The 20,233-nt window shown below is 72.1% G+C and carries 16 protein-coding genes; 4 read left to right on the top strand and 12 right to left on the bottom strand.

Annotation, left to right across the window (positions count from 1 at the left end):
* Nucleotides 1-12: 12 nt before the first annotated feature.
* A complete protein-coding gene (locus ACFWCH_RS12200; protein WP_247638621.1) occupies nucleotides 13-615 on the bottom strand; it encodes a hypothetical protein in 603 nt (200 codons plus the stop codon).
* 209 nt (nucleotides 616-824) lie between these two features.
* On the opposite strand from ACFWCH_RS12200, the gene ACFWCH_RS12195 reads away from it, so the two are divergent.
* A complete protein-coding gene (locus ACFWCH_RS12195; RefSeq protein WP_378803601.1) occupies nucleotides 825-2,147 on the top strand; it encodes a bifunctional o-acetylhomoserine/o-acetylserine sulfhydrylase in 1,323 nt (440 codons plus the stop codon).
* A 106-nt stretch (nucleotides 2,148-2,253) separates the two neighbouring features.
* Nucleotides 2,254-3,459 (top strand): homoserine O-acetyltransferase, encoded by a 1,206-nt coding sequence (locus tag ACFWCH_RS12190; protein WP_136044555.1) that lies wholly within the window; start codon nucleotides 2,254-2,256, stop codon nucleotides 3,457-3,459.
* 2 nt (nucleotides 3,460-3,461) lie between these two features.
* Here the strand turns inward: ACFWCH_RS12190 and ACFWCH_RS12185 are convergent, their stop codons facing one another.
* From ACFWCH_RS12185 to ACFWCH_RS12165, 5 genes are read right to left on the bottom strand one after another with little or no spacing between them, the layout of a single operon-like run.
* Nucleotides 3,462-4,067: an NUDIX domain-containing protein gene (locus ACFWCH_RS12185; protein ID WP_378803600.1), complete on the bottom strand. Its 606-nt coding sequence runs from the start codon at nucleotides 4,065-4,067 to the stop codon at nucleotides 3,462-3,464.
* A 9-nt stretch (nucleotides 4,068-4,076) separates the two neighbouring features.
* Nucleotides 4,077-5,306, bottom strand: coding sequence for an MFS transporter (locus tag ACFWCH_RS12180; RefSeq protein ID WP_378803599.1), 1,230 nt, complete (start codon nucleotides 5,304-5,306; stop codon nucleotides 4,077-4,079).
* A gap of 9 nt (nucleotides 5,307-5,315) precedes the next feature.
* Complete coding sequence (locus ACFWCH_RS12175) at nucleotides 5,316-5,651, bottom strand: thiamine-binding protein (protein ID WP_136044556.1); 336 nt, start codon at nucleotides 5,649-5,651, stop codon at nucleotides 5,316-5,318.
* Between the two features lie 4 nt (nucleotides 5,652-5,655).
* Nucleotides 5,656-6,882: a hypothetical protein gene (locus tag ACFWCH_RS12170; protein WP_378803598.1), complete on the bottom strand. Its 1,227-nt coding sequence runs from the start codon at nucleotides 6,880-6,882 to the stop codon at nucleotides 5,656-5,658.
* A gap of 8 nt (nucleotides 6,883-6,890) precedes the next feature.
* A complete protein-coding gene (locus ACFWCH_RS12165) occupies nucleotides 6,891-7,724 on the bottom strand; it encodes an NAD(P)H-hydrate dehydratase (RefSeq protein WP_378803597.1) in 834 nt (277 codons plus the stop codon).
* 55 nt (nucleotides 7,725-7,779) lie between these two features.
* Here ACFWCH_RS12165 and ACFWCH_RS12160 point away from each other — a divergent pair, with 55 nt between their 5' ends.
* Complete coding sequence (locus ACFWCH_RS12160) at nucleotides 7,780-8,847, top strand: NADH:flavin oxidoreductase/NADH oxidase (protein ID WP_206251452.1); 1,068 nt, start codon at nucleotides 7,780-7,782, stop codon at nucleotides 8,845-8,847.
* Nucleotides 8,848-8,916: 69 nt separating this feature from the next.
* Here the strand turns inward: ACFWCH_RS12160 and ACFWCH_RS12155 are convergent, their stop codons facing one another.
* The 3 genes from ACFWCH_RS12155 to ACFWCH_RS12145 form a co-directional block, all read right to left on the bottom strand.
* On the bottom strand, nucleotides 8,917-9,978 hold the full coding sequence (locus ACFWCH_RS12155) for a hemolysin family protein (RefSeq protein WP_378803596.1): 1,062 nt from the start codon (nucleotides 9,976-9,978) through the stop codon (nucleotides 8,917-8,919).
* Nucleotides 9,975-11,294 (bottom strand): hemolysin family protein, encoded by a 1,320-nt coding sequence (locus tag ACFWCH_RS12150; protein WP_136030868.1) that lies wholly within the window; start codon nucleotides 11,292-11,294, stop codon nucleotides 9,975-9,977. The genes ACFWCH_RS12155 and ACFWCH_RS12150 overlap by 4 nt, the downstream gene beginning before the upstream one ends.
* Before the next feature lie 111 nt (nucleotides 11,295-11,405).
* The gene (locus ACFWCH_RS12145) at nucleotides 11,406-12,860 is read right to left on the bottom strand and encodes a GuaB1 family IMP dehydrogenase-related protein (RefSeq protein ID WP_136030866.1); all 1,455 of its coding nucleotides are present in this window, start codon (nucleotides 12,858-12,860) and stop codon (nucleotides 11,406-11,408) included.
* A gap of 162 nt (nucleotides 12,861-13,022) precedes the next feature.
* Here ACFWCH_RS12145 and ACFWCH_RS12140 point away from each other — a divergent pair, with 162 nt between their 5' ends.
* On the top strand, nucleotides 13,023-16,715 hold the full coding sequence (locus ACFWCH_RS12140; protein WP_206251454.1) for a multifunctional oxoglutarate decarboxylase/oxoglutarate dehydrogenase thiamine pyrophosphate-binding subunit/dihydrolipoyllysine-residue succinyltransferase subunit: 3,693 nt from the start codon (nucleotides 13,023-13,025) through the stop codon (nucleotides 16,713-16,715).
* Nucleotides 16,716-16,784: 69 nt separating this feature from the next.
* Here the strand turns inward: ACFWCH_RS12140 and ACFWCH_RS12135 are convergent, their stop codons facing one another.
* The 3 genes from ACFWCH_RS12135 to ACFWCH_RS12125 are packed head-to-tail and all read right to left on the bottom strand — an operon-like array spanning nucleotide 16,785 to nucleotide 20,220.
* Nucleotides 16,785-17,801: an N-acetylglucosamine kinase gene (locus ACFWCH_RS12135; protein WP_378803595.1), complete on the bottom strand. Its 1,017-nt coding sequence runs from the start codon at nucleotides 17,799-17,801 to the stop codon at nucleotides 16,785-16,787.
* A complete protein-coding gene (locus ACFWCH_RS12130) occupies nucleotides 17,798-19,054 on the bottom strand; it encodes a 6-phospho-beta-glucosidase (RefSeq protein WP_378803594.1) in 1,257 nt (418 codons plus the stop codon). Before ACFWCH_RS12130 ends, ACFWCH_RS12135 begins: the two co-directional genes overlap by 4 nt.
* 35 nt (nucleotides 19,055-19,089) lie before the next feature.
* Entirely contained in the window at nucleotides 19,090-20,220 is a 1,131-nt protein-coding gene (locus tag ACFWCH_RS12125; protein ID WP_136030857.1) for an ROK family transcriptional regulator, read from the bottom strand.
* Between the last annotated feature and the right edge of the window lie 13 nt (nucleotides 20,221-20,233).

Genomic DNA, 20,233 nt, shown 5'->3' with positions numbered 1-20,233 from the left:
GTGCCGCGAACGTCAGAACAGCGTGGCGGTGCGCGTGTGCACGGTGCCGTCGCTGGGGCTCCCCGTCGAGGTGACCGTCACGGGGATACCCGAGTTCAGCGGCGTCGGACCGAGGATGCCGAACGTGACGTGCGTGACCCCCTGCCCCGCGACGCTGCCCACGTACGCCAGTGTGTACGTCACGGTGCCGTCGCCGTTGTCGGTCACGCCCCCCGCGGTCCAGGTCGGGTCGGTCGCCGGGAGCGCGGGAACGGACGGGCTCGACCCGCCGGCGTTCGCGATGACGACCGGTTGCAGCGCGCCGACGTCGGCTCGATTCATGGTGACGGTGACCGTGCCGCTGGTGATGTCCGCCACCGGGATCGTGGCCGCCTGCGTGTCGTCGTTGCGCAGCTGGATCGATGCGCCGTAGTACTGCGGGTCCACCCAGGTGCCGCCCTGCATGGTCTCGATCACGAATCGGCCCAGCCCTTCGGCCGACGCCGCCGCGGCCGGCGCGGCGGTCACCAGCGCGATCACCGGCACGGACCAGACCGCGCCCGCCAGCACGGTCCGGCGGGGCAGGCCCCGGGGTTCGTCATCGTGTGCGCCCGCACCGAGGTGGTCGACAGTCATGGGGGTCTCCTGTCCGCCGGCCCGTCGGCCGCGCCTGGCAGGTACGGTAACCGGCACGGCGGCCGAGCGGAAGACCTGCGTCCTCCGCTCGAGGTGAGGAGCGCTGTGTTACGTCACATTTCCCGGCCGCTGTTGACAGCGGGGGAAGTTCCGTACTCTCGCTGCAAGGGCACCAGCCATCCGACTTCCGACCGTTCCAGGGGGAACACATGTCCGCACCCGAGACCTGGCGTTTCGAGACCAAGCAGATCCACTCGGGCGCCGCACCCGACCCGGTCACGAAGGCGCGTGCGACGCCGATCTACCAGACCACGTCGTACGTGTTCGACAACGCCGACCACGCCGCGAACCTGTTCGCGCTGGCCGAGTTCGGCAACATCTACACCCGCATCCAGAACCCGACCCAGGACGTGCTCGAGCAGCGCCTCGCGGCCCTCGAAGGGGGCACCGGCGCCCTCGTCCTGTCCAGCGGCCAGGCCGCCTCGACCTTCGCGATCCTCAACATCGCCCAGGCCGGCGACCACTTCGTCGCCTCCAGCTCGATCTACGGCGGCACCTACAACCTCTTCAAGTACACGCTCGCCAAGCTCGGCATCGAGGTCACGTTCGTCGAGAACCAGGACGACCCCGAGGAGTGGCGCCGCGCCGTCCGTCCGAACACCAAGCTGTTCTTCGCCGAGACGATCGGCAACCCGCAGATCAACGTGCTCGACATCCGCACGGTCGCCGACATCGCGCACGAGAACGGGGTCCCCCTGATCGTCGACAACACGATCGCGACGCCCTACCTCATCCGCCCGTTCGAGCACGGCGCCGACATCGTCGTCCACTCGATCACCAAGTTCCTCGGCGGCCACGGCACGACCATCGGCGGCGTCGTGATCGACGGCGGCCGCTTCGCGTGGTCGGAGAACGTCGAGAAGTTCCCCGGCCTCACCGAGCCCGACCCCTCGTACCACGGCGCGAGCTACACGGCCGCGGTCGGCGACGCGCTCGCCTACATCATCAAGGCCCGCGTGCAGCTGCTGCGCGACCTCGGCTCCTCCATCGCGCCGCAGAGCGCGTGGAACCTCATCCAGGGCGTGGAGACCCTGTCGCTGCGCATCGAGCGCCACGTGCAGAACGCCCAGGAGATCGCCGAGTGGCTGGACGGCCGCGACGACGTCGCGTCGGTCAACTACTCGGGTCTGCCCTCCTCGCCGTGGTACGCCAAGGCGAACGAGTACGCGCCGAAGGGCGTCGGCGCGGTGCTGTCGTTCGAGCTCAAGGGCGGCGTGGAGGCCGGTCGCGAGTTCGTCAACAGCCTGTCGCTGTTCAGCCACCTCGCCAACATCGGCGACGTGCGCTCGCTCGTCATCCACCCCGCCTCCACGACGCACGCGCAGCTCACGCCCGAGCAGCAGCTCACGGCGGGTGTCACGCCGGGCCTCGTGCGTCTGTCGGTGGGGCTCGAGAACATCGACGACCTGAAGGCCGACCTCGACCAGGCCCTCGCCGCCGCGCGCGTCGTCTCGGAGGCCGCCCGCGCCTGAGCGGACCGTCTCGCACGGATGCCCCGGACCACGCGGTCCGGGGCATCCGTCGTCCCCGCCGCGTAACCTGCCGCCGGAGCGCCGCCCGCCAGGCGAGAATGGGGGGATGGACTGGCAGACGACCTCCGAGGACACGGTGCCGTCGGCACCCGTGACGGAGGCCGACGTCCGTCTGCTCCGTGCCCGACCGCCCGCGACCGGCGCATGGCGCGACGGAGACCCCGTGGGCGGGCGCCGCTTCGCCGCCTTCGGGTCGTTCCGCACCGAGAGCGGGGCCGAGCTCCCCGGCATCCGGCTGGCGTACGAGACCTGGGGCGAGCTGAACGCCGCACGGGACAACGCCGTGCTCGTGCTCCACGCGCTCACCGGCGACAGCCACGTGCGCGGCGAGGCAGGAGCCGGACACCCCACGGCCGGCTGGTGGGAGGACATCGTCGGGCCGGGCGCGGCGCTTGACACCGACCGGTGGTTCGTGATCGCGCCGAACATGCTCGGCGGCTGCCAGGGCTCGACCGGACCGGCGAGCATCGCCCCCGACGGCTACGAGTGGGCGTCGCGCTTCCCCTACCTCACGATCCGCGATCAGGTGGCCGCGCAGGTGCGCCTGGCCGACGCGCTCGGCATCGACACCTGGGCGGCGGTGATCGGCGGCTCGATGGGCGGCATGCACGCGCTGGAGTGGGCGGTCACCCATCCCGCCCGCGTCGAGCGGCTCGCCGTGCTGTCCTCGCCACCGGTGACCACGGCCGACCAGATCGCCCTGAACACGGTGCAGCTCGAGACCATCCGCATGGATCCGCGCTTCCAGGGCGGCGAGTACTACGACCTCTCCGACGGCGACGGCCCCCACCGCGGCCTCGCCCTCGCCCGGCGCATGGCCCTGCTGAACTACCGCAGCCCGATCGAGCTCAACCAGCGGTTCCAGCGGTCGTGGCAGTCCGACGTGTCACCGCTCGGGCACGGCGGACGCTTCGCGGTGGAGTCGTACCTCGACTTCCACGGCAACAAGTTCACGCGCCGGTTCGACGCCAACAGCTACATCACCCTGGTCGAGGCCATGAACTCTCACGACGTGGGGCGCGGTCGCGGTGGTGTGGAGGAGGCGCTGCGCGCGGTGACGGCCACGACCCTCGTGCTCGGCATCGACAGCGACCGGCTGTTCCCCGTCGACGGCCAGCAGCGTATCGCCCGCAGCATCCCCACCGTGCTCGACGACGACGCGGTGGTGCTGGCGAGCGACTTCGGCCACGACGGCTTCCTGATCGAGACCGACGCGGTCGGCACGCAGCTGCGACGCCTCCTCGACGCCTGAGCTCACGCCGGGGCGAAGCTCCACGGACGTGCCGCGGCATGCAGCGTGCCCTGCTCCCACGCGAAGGCCCGCCCGCCGTCGAGCACACGCGTCTGGAACAGCTCCGCCGCCCCGGCCGACGCGACCGCCGCGGACACCCGGTCGTGCATCGACAGCCGGTGCAGCGTGACCCAGGTGGGCGGGAACAGCGTCCACTCCCCCGACGCGTGTCGGCCGAGGGCCTCCGCCGGGGTGACCCAGGCGAGTTCCGCGACCTCCGCCTCGGACGGCACGGCCTCGGCCCGCGGAGCCTCGGCGAGGAAGAACCAGGTGCGGATGCGGACGGGAGCCTCCGCGGGCGGCCGCCACTCCGACAGGGGCACGAGCCCGTCGATCGCGAGGCCCACCTCCTCCGCGGTCTCGCGCACCGCCGCCCGCCGCGCATCGTCCACGCGCTCGGCGCCGTCGCGGCGGTCGCCCTGCTCGACCTTGCCGCCGGGGAAAACCCAGGCTCCGGCGAACGAGCCGCGCTCCGGCCGCCGCAGCAGCAGCACGCGGAAGCCCTCGTCGGCGGGTCGCAGCAGCACGGCCGTCCCCGCCAGCGGCAGCTCGTCGTCGGGGATCGTCACCCCGTCACTCTACGACGCGAGTACGACGACCGCTGGGGCGCGACGCGCCTCCACCCGGTACGACAGCAGCGCGATGAGCAGTCCGGCGACCGCGAGCGCGGCGCCGGTCCACGCGGGAGCGGTGAAGCCCCAGCCGAGCGCGATCACGACGCCGCCCAGGAACGCGCCGAGGCTGTTGCCGACGTTCAGCGCGGAGTGGTTCATGGCCGCGGCGATCGACTGGTTGTCGCCCGCGACGTCCATGAGCCGCGTCTGGATGGTGGGGCTGAGCACGGACGAGACGAAGCCGACCAGCACCACCAGCAGGCCGAGGCTCACGATCCAGAACGACAGCACCGCCAGCAGCGCGAACACGACGCCCATCGCGGCCAGGCCACCCAGCAGCGTGCGCCGGAGGTCGATGTCGGCGAGGTGCCCGCCGACCAGGTTGCCCGCGGTCATGCCCAGCCCCATCAGCACCAGCACGATCGGCACCGCCCACTCGGGCGACCCCGCGACCTCGGTGACCAGCGGCGCGATGTAGCTGTAGACGGCGAAGAAGCCGCCGAAGCCGATCGCGCCGACGCCGAGCGTGAACCACACCTGTCCGATGCGGAACACCCCGAGCTCCGCGCGCATCGTGCGACCAGGGTCGCCCGGGTGCTCAGGCACGAACAGGGCGATGCAGAGCGTGGCGAGGGCGAACACCAGCGCGACGACGGCGAACGCGGCACGCCAGCCCCACTGCTGCCCGAGGTACGTGCCCAGCGGCACCCCCACGACGTTCGCGACCGTGAGCCCGGTGAGGATGAAGGCGACGCCCTTCGCGCGGTTGCCCGGACCCATCACGTCGGCGGCCACGAGCGCGCCGATCCCGAAGTAGGCGCCGTGCGGCAGGCCCGCCAGGAACCGCGATGCGCCGACGAGCTCGAACGTGGGCAGCACGACGGTCAGCGCGTTGAACACGGTGAGCGCGAGGGCCAGCACGATCATCACGCGGTGGCGCGGGAACCGGGCGACGAAACCCGCGATCGTCGGCGCGCCGATCACCACGCCGAGCGCGTAGAGCGAGATCAGCCAGCCGGCCTGGCTCAGCGCCTCCTCCTGGCTGGTCGCCCAGACGGACGGCAGCAGGTCGGCGGCGATGTTCGGGAGCAGCCCCATCACGACGAATTCGGTCATGCCGATGCCGAAGCTGCCGATGGCGAGAGAGAGGAGCGCCCTCTTCGCCGCACCCCTCGATGCGGTCGAGGGATTCACCGGTTCAGCTTAGCGGGCGTCGGCCTCGTCGATCGCCGCCTCCAGGCGCTCGACCTTCGCGTCGAGCTCGCCCGAGTACCCCGGACGGATGTCGGCCTTGAGCACGAGGGACACGCGGGAGCCGAACGGCATGACCGCCTCGGTCGCACGCTTGACCACGTCCATCACGGTGTCCCAGTCGGGGCCCTCGATCTCGGTGAACATGCTCGTCGTGCGGTGCGGGAGCCCGGAGGCGCGCACCACGCGCACGGCGGCGGCCACCGCGTCGTGGACGGAGGCGTCGGAGCGGTCGACGGCACCGTCGGCCGGTGTGCCGCTGGGGGCGACGGAGAAGGCGATCAGCATGGGTTCACTCCTTGATTCGAGGGGGACGGACGGCGGGAACGCGCAGGACGGCGCGCAGGCTCACGATGGTCAGGACGATGAGCAGCACGTTGCGCAGCGTGAGCAGCAGCACGGGCACGGGCTCGGCCCGCAGCAGCGCGTCGTAGGTGAGCGGGTAGATCAGGCACGTGACCAGGCACAGCGCCAGCACCAGCACGGCGGGCACCGTCGCGCGCGCCCTGTCCCACACGATCCAGAGGATCACGGGCGCGAGAAGCCAGGTCTGGAACTGCGGCGACCCCACCTTGTTGCCGACGATCAGCACCGTCACGAGCGCGAGCGCGAGCGGCGGGAACAACCGGCCGAACGCCGCACCGCGCGCGGCCGTGACCGCCCCGAGGGCGGTGACCGCGACGACCGCCACGGCCATCAGCGGCGTGAGGACCGCGGCGACCGCATCGACGCCCGGCGCGGTGATCTGGAACGTGAGGATGTCGAAGCTGTACTCGATGCGGGCGGCACCGGCCACCGCGAGCCACAGGAACGGCGTCGCCGCGACCGCCTCGATCTGCAGGCCGCGACCGGTCTGCGCGGTGAGGAACCCGAGGATCTCCGACCGGGCACCGAGCAGCACGAGCCCCCCGAGCACGACGGCCGTGACCACCAGCGCCGCCAGGAGCTGCCGCCACCGCCGGCGCCCGGCCACCACCGCCGCGAGCAGCAGCGCGCCCGGCCAGATCTTGATCCACGCGCCGACCGTCAGGAGGGCAGCGGCGAGCGCGGGCCGCGACAGCAGCCACAGGCCGGCGACGACCGCGATCGGCACGGTGACCGCGTCGATCCGATACAGCGCGATGGGTCCGAGCAGCAGGAGCGCGGCGCACCAGAACCACGCCGCGGCCGTGCGCGCCCGGCCCGGACGACGCCCGACCAGCACGGCGAACGCGACAGCGTCGAGCACGCCCACCAGCACCGCCCAGGCCACGAGGTACGCGGACGAGACGCCGAGCAGGGGCACGAGCGGGGTGGCCAGGAGCCCGGTGAGCAGCATCGGCAGCAGCGCGAGCTGGGGGTACACCCACGGTTCGGTGACGCCCACGACCGGGCCGCCGCCGAGCGCTGCCGACGACCAGGGCTCGTACACCAGCACGACGTCGCCCATCGGCTGGCTCGGGTAGATCCACCCCGCGAGCGCGGTGAGCAGATGCACCAGGAGGAACGCGGCCCACAGCGCGATCGTCTGGGCGGGCACGCGCCGGGTCACGACAGGACGTCCGCGATCGCGAGGGGCAGCGCCTCCGCCACGTCCAGCGCGACGATCGGGTGGCCCGTGCCACCCTCACCCACCCCCGCGGCGATGCGCGCGGCGTGCCCGTGCAGCCAGGCGCCGGCCGCGGCCACCTCGGCGAGCGGGGCACCGGGGTTGGCCGCGATCACGGCCCCGAGCACGCCGGCCAGCACATCGCCCGTGCCCGCGGTCGCGAGCCACCCGGTGCCCGCGTCCACGGCGATCACCGGGCCGTCGGGTCCCGCGATCAGCGTGCGGGCCCCCTTGCGCAGCACGACGCCGTGCAGCTCCGCGGCCATCCGTCGTACCTCGGCCGCCGTGTCCTGATCCGCGTCGACGAGACCGAGGCGCTCCCGAAGCCGGGCGAACTCCCCCGCGTGCGGGGTCACGACGAACGGCGCGGTCGCGCCGGACGCCAGGTCGAGTGCGCCGGCGTCGATCACGACCGGGGCCGTGCCCGACACGATCTCGCGCAGCGCCCGCGCCTCGGCGTCCGTCCGCTCCTCGGGGTCGGTGCCGGAGCCGATGACCCACGCTCCGACCCGGGTGCGCCCGGTGTCGGGCCCGCCCACGGTCTCCGGGCGGCGGGCGAGCACGGCGTCGATCACGCGCTGCTCTCCCGCATACCGCACGAAGCCCGCCCCGGCGCGCCACGCGGCCTCGACACCGAGCACCGCGGCCCCGGGGTACGCGGGCGAACCGGTGCGCAGGGCCACCACGCCGCGCGAGTACTTGTCGTCGTCGCGTGTCGCGGCGCGGACGAACCGGGCCGTGTCGACGCGTGACCACTCGCGCGCTTCGCTCATGCCTCCACGTTAGCGGGCGGCCCCGCCGCCTCCCGAGCCCCGGTAGCGTCGAACCGTGAGCCTCCTCTTCTCCCCGTTGACCATCCGCTCGACCACGTTCCGCAACCGCCTGTGGGTCTCCCCGATGTGCATGTACAGCGCCCTCGACGGCGTCGCGCAGGAGTGGCACCACGCCCACCTGGCGCAGTTCGCCTCGGGCGGCGCCGGGCTGATCGTCGCCGAGGCCACCGCCGTGGTGCCGGAGGGTCGCATCTCGCCGCGCGACCTCGGGCTGTGGACCGACGAGCAGCGCGACGCCCTCGCCCCCGTCGTCCGGGCGATCCACGACCGGGGCTCGCTCGCCGGCATCCAGCTCGCGCACGCGGGTCGCAAGGCGTCGACATGGTGGCCGTGGGCGCCCGAGCGCGGCTCCGTGCCCGCGACCGAGGGCGGCTGGACCACCGTGGCTCCGTCCGCCGTGGCCTTCGACGGGTTCGCGGATCCGGTCGCCCTCGACGCGGCGGGCATCGACCGCGTGGTCGAGGCGTTCGCCACGTCGGCGCGGCGCGCGCTCGACGCCGGCTTCGACGTGCTGGAGCTGCACGGCGCGCACGGCTACCTGCTGCACCAGTTCCTGTCACCGCTGTCGAACCACCGCGACGACGAGTACGGCGGCTCGCTCCACAACCGTGCCCGGCTGCTGCTGCGGGTGCTCGACGCCGTGCGCGCGACCGCCGGCGACGACGTCCCGGTGTTCGTGCGGATCTCGGCGACCGACCACGCCGAGGGCGGGTTCACGCCCGACGAGGCCGCAGTGGTCGGGGCGTGGGCGACCGAGCACGGCGCCGACCTGATCGATGTGTCCAGCGGCGGGCTCGTCGCGCACCAGCGCATCGCCGTGTCGCCCGGCTACCAGGTGCCGCTCGCGGAGACCGTGCGCCAGGGCGGCCGCATCCCGGTGTCGGCGGTCGGCCTCATCACCGCCGCCGCACAGGCCGAGCAGGTGCTGGCCGACGGCGCGGCGGATGCGATCTTCGCCGGTCGGGAGTGGCTGCGCGACCCGCACTTCGCGCTGCGTGCGGCGCACGAGCTCGGTGCCGAGGTCGCGTGGCCGCCGCAGTACGAGCGCGCCCGCTGGCGCTGAACCGCCTCTCGACGACGAAGGCCGCCGCCCCATCGGGAACGGCGGCCTTCGCGCTGGACGGCTGTGGTGTCAGTGCCCGCGCACGCGCCGCGTCGCGTCCTGCACCTCACCGACGAGCTCCTCCAGGATGTCCTCCAGGAACAGCACCGCCGTCGTCTCGCCCGCCGAGTCGCGCACCTTCGCCAGATGACGGCCGGCGCATCGCATCACGGCGAGCGCGTCCTCCAGGTCGGTGTCCTCCTGCACGGGGACCATGTGGTGGATCCGCTTGCCCGGGATCGGCTCGTGCACCTTCGTGTCCGCGTCCGGCCCCTCCGAGGCGCGCAGGATGTCCTTCAGGTGCACGTACCCGATCGGGGTGTCCTCGTCGTCGACGATCACGTAGCGCGAGAACCCGTAGCGGGCCACGGCCTTCTCGATGTCGTCCGGCGTCGTGGTCTGCGGCAGCGTCACGAGGTCGCCCAGCGGCACCGCCACGTCGCGCGCCTTCTTGTCGGTGAACTCGACGGCGGCGGTCACGGTGCCCGCGGTGTCCATCAGCACGCCCTCGCGACGGGACTGGCTCACGATCGTGGCCACCTCGTCGAGCGTGAAGGTCGAGGCCGCCTCGTTCTTCGGCTCGACGCGGAACAGCCGCAGCACGCCGTTGGCTGCCGCGTTGAGCAACCAGATCACCGGCATGAACACCTTCGAGATCCACACCAGCGGCGACGCGAGGATCAGCACCGCGCGGTCGGGCACCGAGAACGCCAGGTTCTTCGGCACCATCTCGCCGAACACCACGTGCAGGAACGAGACGACGAGCAGCGCGATCACGAACGAGACCACGTCGACCGCGCCGTCGGCCCAGCCCAGCGCGTGCATCGGCACCGCGAGCAGGTGGTGGATCGCCGGCTCCGACACGTTCAGGATCAGCAGGGAGCAGATCGTGATGCCCAACTGCGAGGTCGCGAGCATGAGCGTGGCGTGCTCCATCGCGTACAGCGCCGTCTTCGCGGCCCGGGACCCGCGCTCGGCGCGCGGCTCGATCTGCGAGCGCCGCGCGGAGATCACCGCGAACTCCGCGCCGACGAAGAACGCGTTCGCCGCCAGCAGCACGACCAGCCAGGCGAGGCCGACCCAATCGCTCATCGCGACACCTCCTCGGCCTCGAGGGAGTCCGGTCTGGGCACGTAGCGCACCCGGTCCACCCGGCGGCCGTCCATCCGGACGACGTGCAGCGTGCCGCTCTCCAGCGGCACCTCGTCGCCGACGACCGGCACGCGCTCCAGCACGCTCATGACGTAGCCGCCCACGGTGTCGTACACGTCGCCCTCCGGCACGTCCACGCCCGCACGGCTGCGCAGCTCATCGGGGCGCAGCTCGCCGGGGAACGTGATGCCGTCGCGGTTGCGGATGATGCCGGCCCGCGTGCGGTCGTGCTCGTCGGACACCTCGCCCACGAGCTCCTCCACCAGGTCCTCCAGGGTCACGATGCCCGCCGTGCCGCCGTACTCGTCGACCACGACGGCCAGCTGGTAGCCGCGGCCGCGGAGGTCGGAGATCAGCGCGTCGACGTGGGCGGTCTCCGGCACGCGCAGCGGCTCGGTCGCCAGGGCGCCGACGGGCACCTCGGCCCGCCGCTCCCGCGGGACGGCGATCGCGGCCTTCAGGTGCACGACGCCGGTGATGTCGTCGAGGTCCTCGTCGAACACCGGGAAGCGGCTGTGGCCCGTGCGGCGCGCGAGCTGGATCACGTCGTCGACCGAGTCGCCCGCGGCGATCGCGTGCATGCTCGGACGGGCCGTCATCACGTCGGCGGCCGTGAGGCGTGAGAACGTCAGGGTGCGGTCGAGCAGCGTCGCCGTGTCGGCCTCCAGCAGCCCGGCGCTCGCGGAGCGGCGTACCAGAGACGACAGCTCCTCCGCGCTCCTGGCGCCGGACAGCTCCTCCTTGGGCTCGATGCCCATGCCGCGCAGCACGCCGTTCGCGCTGCCGTTGAGCACCACGATCGCGGGCTTGAACACGGCCGTGAACGCGGTCTGGAACGGGATCACGAGCTTCGCGGTCGCCAGGGGCAGCGCGAGCGCGAAGTTCTTCGGGACCAGTTCACCCAGGATCATCGACAGCACCGTGGCCACGAACATCGCCACGACGGTCGCGATCGGGGCGACCGCGGCCTCGGGGATGCTCCAGGCGACGAGCGTCGGGCGCAGCAGGTTCGACAGCGCCGGCTCCATCGTGTAACCGGTGAGCAGCGTGGTCAGCGTGATGCCGAGCTGCGCGGACGACAGGTGCGTCGAGGTGTGCTTGAGAGCGCTGATCGTGAGCGAGAGCCGGGATTCGCCCCGGGCCTGTCGCGCCTCCAGTTCGGCCCGGTCGAGATTGACCAGGGCGAACTCGCTCGCGACGAAGAGGCCGGTGCCGACCGTGAGCAGGAGCCCCACGCCCAACATGATGAAATCCATCAGCTATTCCTCTCCGCAGAGAGTCCGGGACGGTGGGGCGATGTTCGGCAACTGGGGGGGTCGTCCATAGTGCGCTCGATTCTACAGAACGCGGCCGTGACCGCGCCCGTGCTACCAGCTGACGGGCAGCGCCTTGCCCTCCTCGTAGCCGGCCGCGGACTGCAGGCCGACCAGCGCGCGCTCGTGGAACTCCGGCACGGTCGCAGCACCCGCGTACGTGAATGAGGACCGCACGCCGGACGTGATCATGTCGAGCAGGTCCTCCACACCCGGCCGCAGCGGGTCGAGGTAGATCTTCGAGGAGGAGATGCCCTCGGCGAACAGCTCCTTGCGGGCGCGCTCGTACGCGTCGAGGCGCTCGAACCGCGCCTGCACGGCCTTGGTCGACGCCATCCCCCACGACTCCTTGAACAGGCGCCCCTCCGCGTCGCGCTGCAGCTCGCCCGGCGCCTCGATCGTGCCGGCGAACCACGAGCCGATCATGACCGAGGCCGCGCCGGCCGCCAGTGCGAGAGCGACGTCGCGCGGGTAGCGCACTCCCCCGTCCGCCCACACGTGCGCTCCGGCCTCGCGGGCGGCCTGCGCCGTCTCCAGCACCGCCGAGAACTGCGGGCGCCCCACGGCGGTCATCATGCGCGTCGTGCACATCGCGCCGGGGCCGACGCCGACCTTGAGGATCGTGGCCCCCGCATCGACGAGGTCGCGCACGCCGTCGGCCGTGACGATGTTGCCCGCGACGATCGGGAGGCCGAGGCCGAGCTCGGCCACCGTGCGCAGTGCGCGGAGCATGCCCTCCTGGTGGCCGTGGGCGGTGTCGAGCACCAGCACGTCCACCCCGGCACCGGCGAGCGCGCGGGCCTTCGCGGCCACGTCGCCGTTGATGCCGACCGCCGCGGCCACCGCGAGCCGTCCGTCCGCGTCGACGGCGGGGCGGTACAGCGTGGCGCGGAGGGCGCTGCGGGCGCTCAGCGTGCCGACGAGGTGCCCATGGTGGACCACGGTGACCATGTCGACGTCCGCCTCGGTGATCACGTCGAACGCGTGCCGCTCCGAGCCGATGTCGTCGGCGTCGATCGACGGGCTGCCGCGGTGGACCAGGTCGCCCAGCTGCGCGTCGGGGAGGGCGGTCGCGAGGCGGGTCGCCGGCAGGATGCCGAGGATCCGCTCCACGTCGATCGGGCCGGACCCCTGGGCGACCACGATCCCGTGACCGCTGGTGGCCGGCAGCAGTCGCAGCGCCTCGGCCACCGTGGCGTGCGGGGGCAGCACGATCGGCGTGTCCCACAGCACGGGCTGGCTCTTCACATCGCGGATCGCCGCGTCGAGCTCCTGCAGCGGGAGGTCCTGCGGCAGCACGCCGAGCGCACCGCGCCGGGCGAGCACCGCGGCGAGGCGGGGCCCGGTGACCGAGTTCATGTTTGCGGCCACCAGCGGCAGGGTCGCCGGGGTGCCGTCGTGCGGGGCCAGATCGACCTGGAGCCGACTGGTGACGCCCGACCGGCGCGGCACCAGGAAGACGTCCGAATAGGTCAGATCGACGGTGGGCTGCGCGCCTGAGAACTCCATGCCTCCACGGTACCGAGATCGGGACGGCGCGGGCGGGTGGCTTCGACGATTACCCGGGCGAAACAGGTTAGGCTTGGTGGTCGAGAGTGTGCGCGCCCGAACGCATTCCTGCGTCGTGCCTCCGCACCGAAGATCTTCAGCGATGAAAGAGGGCGATAGAGCGTGTCGAACCAGGTGACCGGCGTCGGTGGCGACGGGGGGTTCGGAGCCAATTCCTGGCTCGTCGAAGAGCTCTACGAGCAGTTCAAGGAGAACCGCGACTCGGTCGACAAGGAGTGGTGGCCCATCCTGGAGCAGTACCACTCCGAGGCCACGGCCGCCGGGACGAGCGCGACGGGATCCGCTCCGGCTGACACCGCAGCCGCACCCGCGCATCCGGTCACCGCGCCCATCCCCGTGATCGGTGCGCAGCCCGTCGCCCGCACGACGGCCAAGCCCGCCGCGGCCGCCCCGATCCCCGCGCAGGCGCCGAAGCCCAAGCCCGAGTCGAAGGAGCCGGTCGAGTCCTCCGAAGAGGACAAGGTCACGCCGCTGCGCGGTCTGCCCAAGACCCTCGCCGCGAACATGGACGAGTCGCTCACCGTCCCCACCGCGACCAGCGTCCGCACCGTCCCCGCCAAGCTGATGATCGACAACCGCATCGTCATCAACAACCACATGGCCCGCACGCGCGGCGGCAAGGTCAGCTTCACGCACCTCATCGGCTGGGCGCTCATCCGCACGCTCGACGAGTTCCGCAGCCAGAACGTGTTCTACGCCGAGGTCGACGGCAAGCCCTCCGTCGTCGCCCCCGCGCACGTCAACCTCGGCATCGCGATCGACCTGCCCAAGCCCGATGGCACGCGCGCCCTCATGGTGCCGAGCATCAAGCGCGCCGACACCATGACCTTCACCGAGTACCTCGCCGCGTACGAGGACCTGGTCACCCGCGCCCGCGGCAACAAGCTCACCGCCACCGACTTCCAGGGCACCACGGTGTCGCTCACCAACCCGGGCGGCATCGGCACGGTGCACTCGGTGCCGCGTCTCATGAAGGGCCAGGGCTGCATCATCGGCGCCGGCGCCCTCGAGTACCCGGCCGAGTTCCAGGGCGCGAGCGAGAAGACGCTCAACGAGCTCGCGATCGGCAAGACCATCACGCTCACCAGCACCTACGACCACCGTGTCATCCAGGGCGCAGGGTCCGGCGAGTTCCTGAAGAAGGTGCACGAGCTGCTGATCGGGCAGCGCGGGTTCTACGACGACATCTTCGCCGCGCTGCGCATCCCGTACGCGCCGATCCGCTGGAACCCCGACATCGCGGTCGACCTGGCCGAGCGCGTCGACAAGCAGTCCCGCGTGCAGGAGCTGATCAACTCCTTCCGCGTGCGCGGCCATCTGATGGCCGACATCGACCCGCTCGAGTACGTGCAGCGCTCGCACCCCGACCTGGAGATCGAGAGCCACGGGCTGACCTTCTGGGACCTCGACCGCGAGTTCGTCACGGGCGGCTTCGGCGGGCGCCGCGTGGCGAAGCTGCGCGACATCCTCGGCGTGCTGCGCGACTCGTACTGCCGCACGCTCGGCATCGAGTACATGCACATCCAGGACCCGGAGCAGCGCCGCTGGTTCCAGGAGAAGGTCGAGGTCAAGTACCAGAAGCCCGGCCACGACGAGCAGCTGCGGGTGCTCCGCAAGCTGAACGAGGCCGAGGCGTTCGAGACCTTCCTGCAGACGAAGTTCGTCGGCCAGAAGCGGTTCTCGCTGGAGGGCGGCGAGTCGCTCATCCCGCTGCTCGACGAGATCCTCCAGGGCGCGGCGACCGCGGGCCTCGAGGGCGCGGCGATCGGCATGGCCCACCGCGGCCGCCTCAACGTGCTGACCAACATCGCCGGCAAGACCTACGGCCAGGTGTTCCGGGAGTTCGAGGGCACGCAGATGCCCGGCAACCAGCGCGGCTCCGGCGACGTGAAGTACCACCTCGGCACGGAGGGCACGTTCGTCGCCGACGACGGCTCCTCGCTCCCGGTGTACCTCGCCGCCAACCCCTCGCACCTCGAGACCGTCGACGGCGTGCTGGAGGGCATCGTCCGCGCCAAGCAGGACCGTAAGCCGATCGGCACGTTCGCCTGGCTGCCCATCCTCGTGCACGGCGACGCGGCCTTCGCCGGTCAGGGCGTCGTCGTGGAGACCCTGCAGATGTCGCAGCTGCGCGGCTACCGCACGGGCGGCACCATCCACGTCGTGGTCAACAACCAGGTGGGCTTCACGACCACCCCGAGCGACGCCCGCACCTCGGTGTACGCGACCGACGTGGCCAAGACGATCCAGGCGCCCATCTTCCACGTGAACGGCGACGACCCCGAGGCCGTCATCCACGTCGCGCAGCTGGCGTTCGAGTACCGCGAGCGCTTCCACCGCGACGTCGTGATCGACCTGGTCTGCTACCGCCGTCGCGGTCACAACGAGGGCGACGACCCGTCGATGACGCAGCCGCTCATGACCGACCTCATCCAGGCCAAGCGGTCGGTGCGCCGCCTGTACACGGAGTCGCTGGTCGGTCGCGGTGACATCACCGAGGAGGAGTACGACGAGGCCAAGGCCGACTTCCAGAACCGCCTGGAGATCGCTTTCGCCGAGACGCACGCCGCCGAGACGGGTGCCACGCCGATCGCGCCCGAGCTCCCGCCGGTCGAGGACCAGGTGGGCGCGCCCGAGGTCACCGGCGTCCCCGCCGAGGTCATCCAGCTGATCGGTGACGCGTTCGTGAACAAGCCCGAGGGCTTCACGGTGCACCCGAAGATCCAGCAGCTGCTGGAGAAGCGCCTCGACATGAGCCGCAACGGCAACATCGACTGGGGCTTCGGCGAGCTCCTCGCCTTCGGGTCGCTGCTGGTCGAGGGCACCCCGGTGCGGCTCGCCGGACAGGACTCGCGCCGCGGCACGTTCGTCCAGCGCCACGCCGCGCTGCACGACCGCGCGAACGGCCAGGAGTGGCTGCCGCTGTCGAACCTGTCCGACGCGCAGGGCCGCTTCTTCGTCTACGACTCCCTGCTCAGCGAGTACGCCGCGCTCGGGTTCGAGTACGGCTACTCGGTCGAGGCGCCCGAAGCGCTCGTGCTGTGGGAGGCGCAGTTCGGCGACTTCGTCAACGGCGCCCAGTCGGTCATCGACGAGTACATCTCCGCCGCCGAGCAGAAGTGGGGTCAGCAGTCCAGCGTCACGCTCCTGCTCCCCCACGGCTACGAGGGCCAGGGACCGGATCACTCCTCCGCCCGCATCGAGCGGTTCCTGCAGCTGTGCGCTCAGGAGAACATGATCGTCGCGCGTCCGTCGACCCCGGCCTCGCACTTCCACCTGCTGCGCCGCCAGGCCTACGCCCGTCCGCGCAAGCCGTTGATCGTGTTCACCCCGAAGGCGATGCTGCGCCTGCGCGGGGCGACGAGCCCGGTGGAGGCCTTCACGCAGGGCCGTTTCGAGCCGGTCATCGACGACGACCGCGGTCTCGACCGTTCCGCCGTCAAGCGCGTGCTCGTGCACTCGGGCAAGGTGCACTGGGATCTGCGCGCCGAGCTGGAGAAGAACCCGAACCCCGAGGTGGCCCTGGTGCGCCTGGAGCAGCTGTACCCGACGCCGATCGACGAGCTCAAGGCCATCACCGACTCCTACCCGAACGCCGAGCTCGTCTGGGTGCAGGAGGAGCCGGAGAACCAGGGTGCCTGGCCGTTCCTCGCGCTCGCATTCGCGGATGTCCCCGGCGACCGCACGTTCCGTCCGATCTCGCGCCCGGCGTCCGCTTCGCCCGCGACCGGATCGTCGAAGGTGCACGCCGCGGAGCAGGCGACGCTGCTGCGCTCGGCCGTCACCCTCGGCTGATCGTTCGACCGCAACGGGCGCCGCGACCACTCGGTCGCGGCGCCCGTTCCCGTTGCGGCGAGGGCGGTCTCAGCGCGCCACGACGGGTTCGGCCGCGTGCCGAAGATCCGAGCTGAGGTGGTCGCGGGCGCGTACCTTCGCGGTCGCCTCCGCCCCCGCGGCGTCGAGCACGAGGAGCGCCGCCCCCAGCACAGGCGGCGCGTCCACGATCTCCAGCCGCGCTGAGGGCGCGTGCTCCGCAAGCCCCGCGTGGATGCTCGCGAGCAGCAGCGGGTCTCGGCCTCGTGCGACTCCGCCGCCGAACAGCACCGGCAGCTCGACCGCGCGCAGCCCGAGCCGGTCGACGCAGGCGCGCACGAACGCCACGACCTCGTCCGCCTGACGCCGCACCACCTGCCGTGCGACCTCGTCCCCCGCGGCCGCCGCCTCGAACAGCAGCGGTGCGAGAGCCGCGAAGGCCTGAGCCGGCCGTCGTCCGAGGTGCACGTCCTCGATGAGCGCGGCGACCGAGGAGGCGTCGACCGCGGCGAGAAGCCGCTCGACCAGCAGGGTGTGCGGTCCCCGGCCGTCCTCAGCCCGTGCGGCGTGCCATACGACCGCGTCGCCCAGTTCGGCGCCCCCGCCCCAGTCGCCCGAGAGCGGGCCCAACGCGGGGAAGCGCACCTGCGCCCCATCCGCCCGCACCCCGATGGCGTTCATGCCCGTGCCGCAGATCACGGCGACGGCGTCCGGCGCGTCGGTTCCGGCGCGCAGGAGTGCGTGCAGGTCGTTCTCCACGATCGCGCCCGGCGACCAGGGCAGCGGCGCGATGGCCGCACGGAACGCCGCGATCTCCTCCGCGAGGTCTAGTCCGGACAGGTACAGCCCCACGACGTCGAGGTCACGCGGGTCGCGGTCGCCGAGGGCGCGCCGCACGAGCCCGTCGATCACGCGGACCGACGGGGCGAGTCCGTCGATCTGCGGGCTCGACCCGGTCCCGCGCTCCCACGCGAGCACCTCGCCCGCGGTGTCGAGCAGCACCACGTCGGTCTTGGAGCCGCCGCCGTCCGCCGCGAGGACGAGCCGGTTCCGGTCGCCGCGGGTCACGCCCACTCCAGGTATCGCGCGTTGGCGGCGAGCAGCAGATCGGTCAGCTTCTCGGCGCGCTCGTGCTGCAGGACGAGCGGGTGCGCACGCATCGCCCGCAGCACGCGGTCACGCCCGCCGGCGGTCGCCGCGTCGAGCGCGAGCCGCTCGTAGCCTGCGACCGCGGAGATCAGTCCGCGGATGTCGTCGGGCAGTGCCGCCACGGGCTCGGCGAGGAAGCGACCGTCGCGATACCGAGCGGGCACCTCGATCACGTGGTCGTCGGGGAGGAACGGCAGTACCCCGTCGTTGCGGAGGTTCACCACGCGCGACACCTCGGCGCCCCCGCGGATCGCGATCAGCAGCTCGATGGCCGCCTCGGAGTAGAACGCCCCGCCGCGCCGCTCGAGGATCTCGGGCTTGGTGTCGACGGAGGGGTCGGCGTAGAGCGCCAGCAGCTCGTGCTCGATCGCGCGCACCTCGACCGCGCGGGTCGCGTGGTGACGCTGTTCGTGCAGCACCTCGTCGTGCGCGTAGTAGTACCGCAGGTAGTACGAGGGCAGCACGCCGAGCTGCGCGAGCAGGGCGGGCGGGAGCTCGACCGTGTCGGCCAGTTCTCGCCCCCGCGTCGCGAGGGCCGCGGGGAGCTGGTCGACGCCGTCGATGTACACGCCGCGCTCCCAGGTGAGGTGGTTGAGCCCCACGTGGGCGAGGGTGACGCGGTCGGGCGCGACTCCGGCCTCCTCGGCGAAACGCCGCTGGAAGCCGATCGCCACGTTGCACAGTCCGACGGCGCGGTGCCCGTCCTCCAGCAGGGCGCGGGTGACGATGCCGACCGGGTTGGTGAAGTCCACGATCCACGCCTCGGGCTTGGCGTGGCGACGCACGACGTCGGCGATGCGCAGCACCACCGGGACCGTGCGCAGCGCCTTCGCGAGTCCGCCGGGGCCCGTGGTCTCCTGCCCGATGCAGTCGACGTCGTGCGGCCAGCTCTCGTCCTGCTCGCGGGCGTCCTGGCCACCCACGCGGAGCTGGATGAGCACGGCGTCGGCGTCGCTCACACCCGCCGCGAGGTCGGTGGTCGTGAGCAGTCGCGCGGGATGCCCTCCCCGCGCCATCATGCGGCGGGAGATGCCGCCCACGAGCCTCAGGCGGTCGGGATCCGTGTCGACGAGCACGAGCTCCTCGATCGGCAGTTCACGCTGCAGCCGGACGAACCCGTCGATCAGCTCCGGCGTATAGGTCGATCCTCCGCCGACGATGGCGAGTTTCATCTGTCCTCCTTGTTCGGGCGGGTGCCCGGTGGGCGTCAGTCGGTGGGGATGCGGTCTTCGAGGATCGTGCGGATCTGCTCGACCAGGAGCCGGCGGGCACCGAGGAGCACGGCGCTGTCGCCCGTTCCGCTCAGGCGCACCTCCGGGGTCGGCCGTTCCTCTCCCGCGGCACGCTCGGCCACGAGCTCGGCGAGCCGCTGTCCTCCCGCGAGGTTGGTCGGCCCGCCGAGCACGATCAGGGCGGGGTCGAGCACGACCAGCACGGGCTCGATGGTCAGCGCGATGCGGTCGGCGACCATCCGCAGCACCTCGTCGTGCAGCGCGAGTGCGGCGAGGCCGTCGTCGTCGGGGGGCAGGAGGTCGAGGATCACCTGCGAGCCGAGCAGATCCGTGGTCACGGCTCCGGGCTGACCGGTGCCGGCGGCCACGGTCAGGTAGCCGATCTCCCCGGCACTGCCGTGCGCGCCGCGGTGGATGGTGCCGCCCAGGTCGACGCCGACACCGAGGCCCACACCCGCCCAGAGGAACGCGAAGCTGTCGACGTCCTGGGCCACGCCGACCGCACGCTCGGCCATCGTGGCGAGGTTGACGTCGTTCTCCAGCGTCACCGCGACACCGAGCGCGGCCTCGATCCGGGCTCTGGCGCCCGTCGCGGGCCACCCCGGCAGCGAGTCCGTGAGCGACAGGGTGTCCTGCCCCTGACCCACCGCGGCCTGCACGCCGATCGTCACGGCCTCGATCGTGTCGCGGTCGGCTCCGGCGGCGGCGCATGCGGCATCGACGGCGCGCGCGATGTCCTGCTCGGGCGAGCGTTCCTCGCCGATCACCGGAAGGTCGACCACCGGATGCTCCTGGCCGGTGGCGTCGACGAGCGTCGCCTGGATGCTGCCGTCGAGCATGCTCACCGCGACCCCCGCCACCCGGTCGGTCCGCACGCCCCAGCTCACCGCGCTCGGGCCGCGACTGCCCGCGACCTCCCCCACCGGCAGCACGAGGTCGGCGCGCTCGAGTCGCGCGATCATCTGCGTGGCGGTCGGCTTCGACATCCCGGACAGCTCGCCGAGTCGCGTGCGGGTCAGCGGGCCGTGCTCGAGGATGAGTCGCAGCGCTTCGCGATCGTTCCTGGTGCGCAGCCATGCCGAGGTGCCTGGGTCGATCTGTGCCATGGTGTGTGTTCCT

Origin of the sequence: Microbacterium sp. NPDC060132 (assembly GCF_042729675.1) — a bacterium.
Lineage (GTDB): Bacteria > Actinomycetota > Actinomycetes > Actinomycetales > Microbacteriaceae > Microbacterium > Microbacterium sufflavum.
This window is presented reverse-complemented; position numbering and strand designations above follow the sequence as displayed.

What these genes read in the sequence shown, in the direction of transcription:
- ACFWCH_RS12200 (WP_247638621.1), bottom strand. Translation starts at nt 615, where the DNA reads ATGACTGTCGACCACCTCGGTGCGGGCGCACACGATGACGAACCCCGG.
- ACFWCH_RS12195 (WP_378803601.1), top strand. Translation starts at nt 825, where the DNA reads ATGTCCGCACCCGAGACCTGGCGTTTCGAGACCAAGCAGATCCACTCG.
- ACFWCH_RS12190 (WP_136044555.1), top strand. Translation starts at nt 2,254, where the DNA reads ATGGACTGGCAGACGACCTCCGAGGACACGGTGCCGTCGGCACCCGTG.
- ACFWCH_RS12175 (WP_136044556.1), bottom strand. Translation starts at nt 5,651, where the DNA reads ATGCTGATCGCCTTCTCCGTCGCCCCCAGCGGCACACCGGCCGACGGT.
- ACFWCH_RS12165 (WP_378803597.1), bottom strand. Translation starts at nt 7,724, where the DNA reads ATGAGCGAAGCGCGCGAGTGGTCACGCGTCGACACGGCCCGGTTCGTC.
- ACFWCH_RS12155 (WP_378803596.1), bottom strand. Translation starts at nt 9,978, where the DNA reads ATGAGCGATTGGGTCGGCCTCGCCTGGCTGGTCGTGCTGCTGGCGGCG.
- ACFWCH_RS12150 (WP_136030868.1), bottom strand. Translation starts at nt 11,294, where the DNA reads ATGGATTTCATCATGTTGGGCGTGGGGCTCCTGCTCACGGTCGGCACC.
- ACFWCH_RS12145 (WP_136030866.1), bottom strand. Translation starts at nt 12,860, where the DNA reads ATGGAGTTCTCAGGCGCGCAGCCCACCGTCGATCTGACCTATTCGGAC.
- ACFWCH_RS12130 (WP_378803594.1), bottom strand. Translation starts at nt 19,054, where the DNA reads ATGAAACTCGCCATCGTCGGCGGAGGATCGACCTATACGCCGGAGCTG.
- ACFWCH_RS12125 (WP_136030857.1), bottom strand. Translation starts at nt 20,220, where the DNA reads ATGGCACAGATCGACCCAGGCACCTCGGCATGGCTGCGCACCAGGAAC.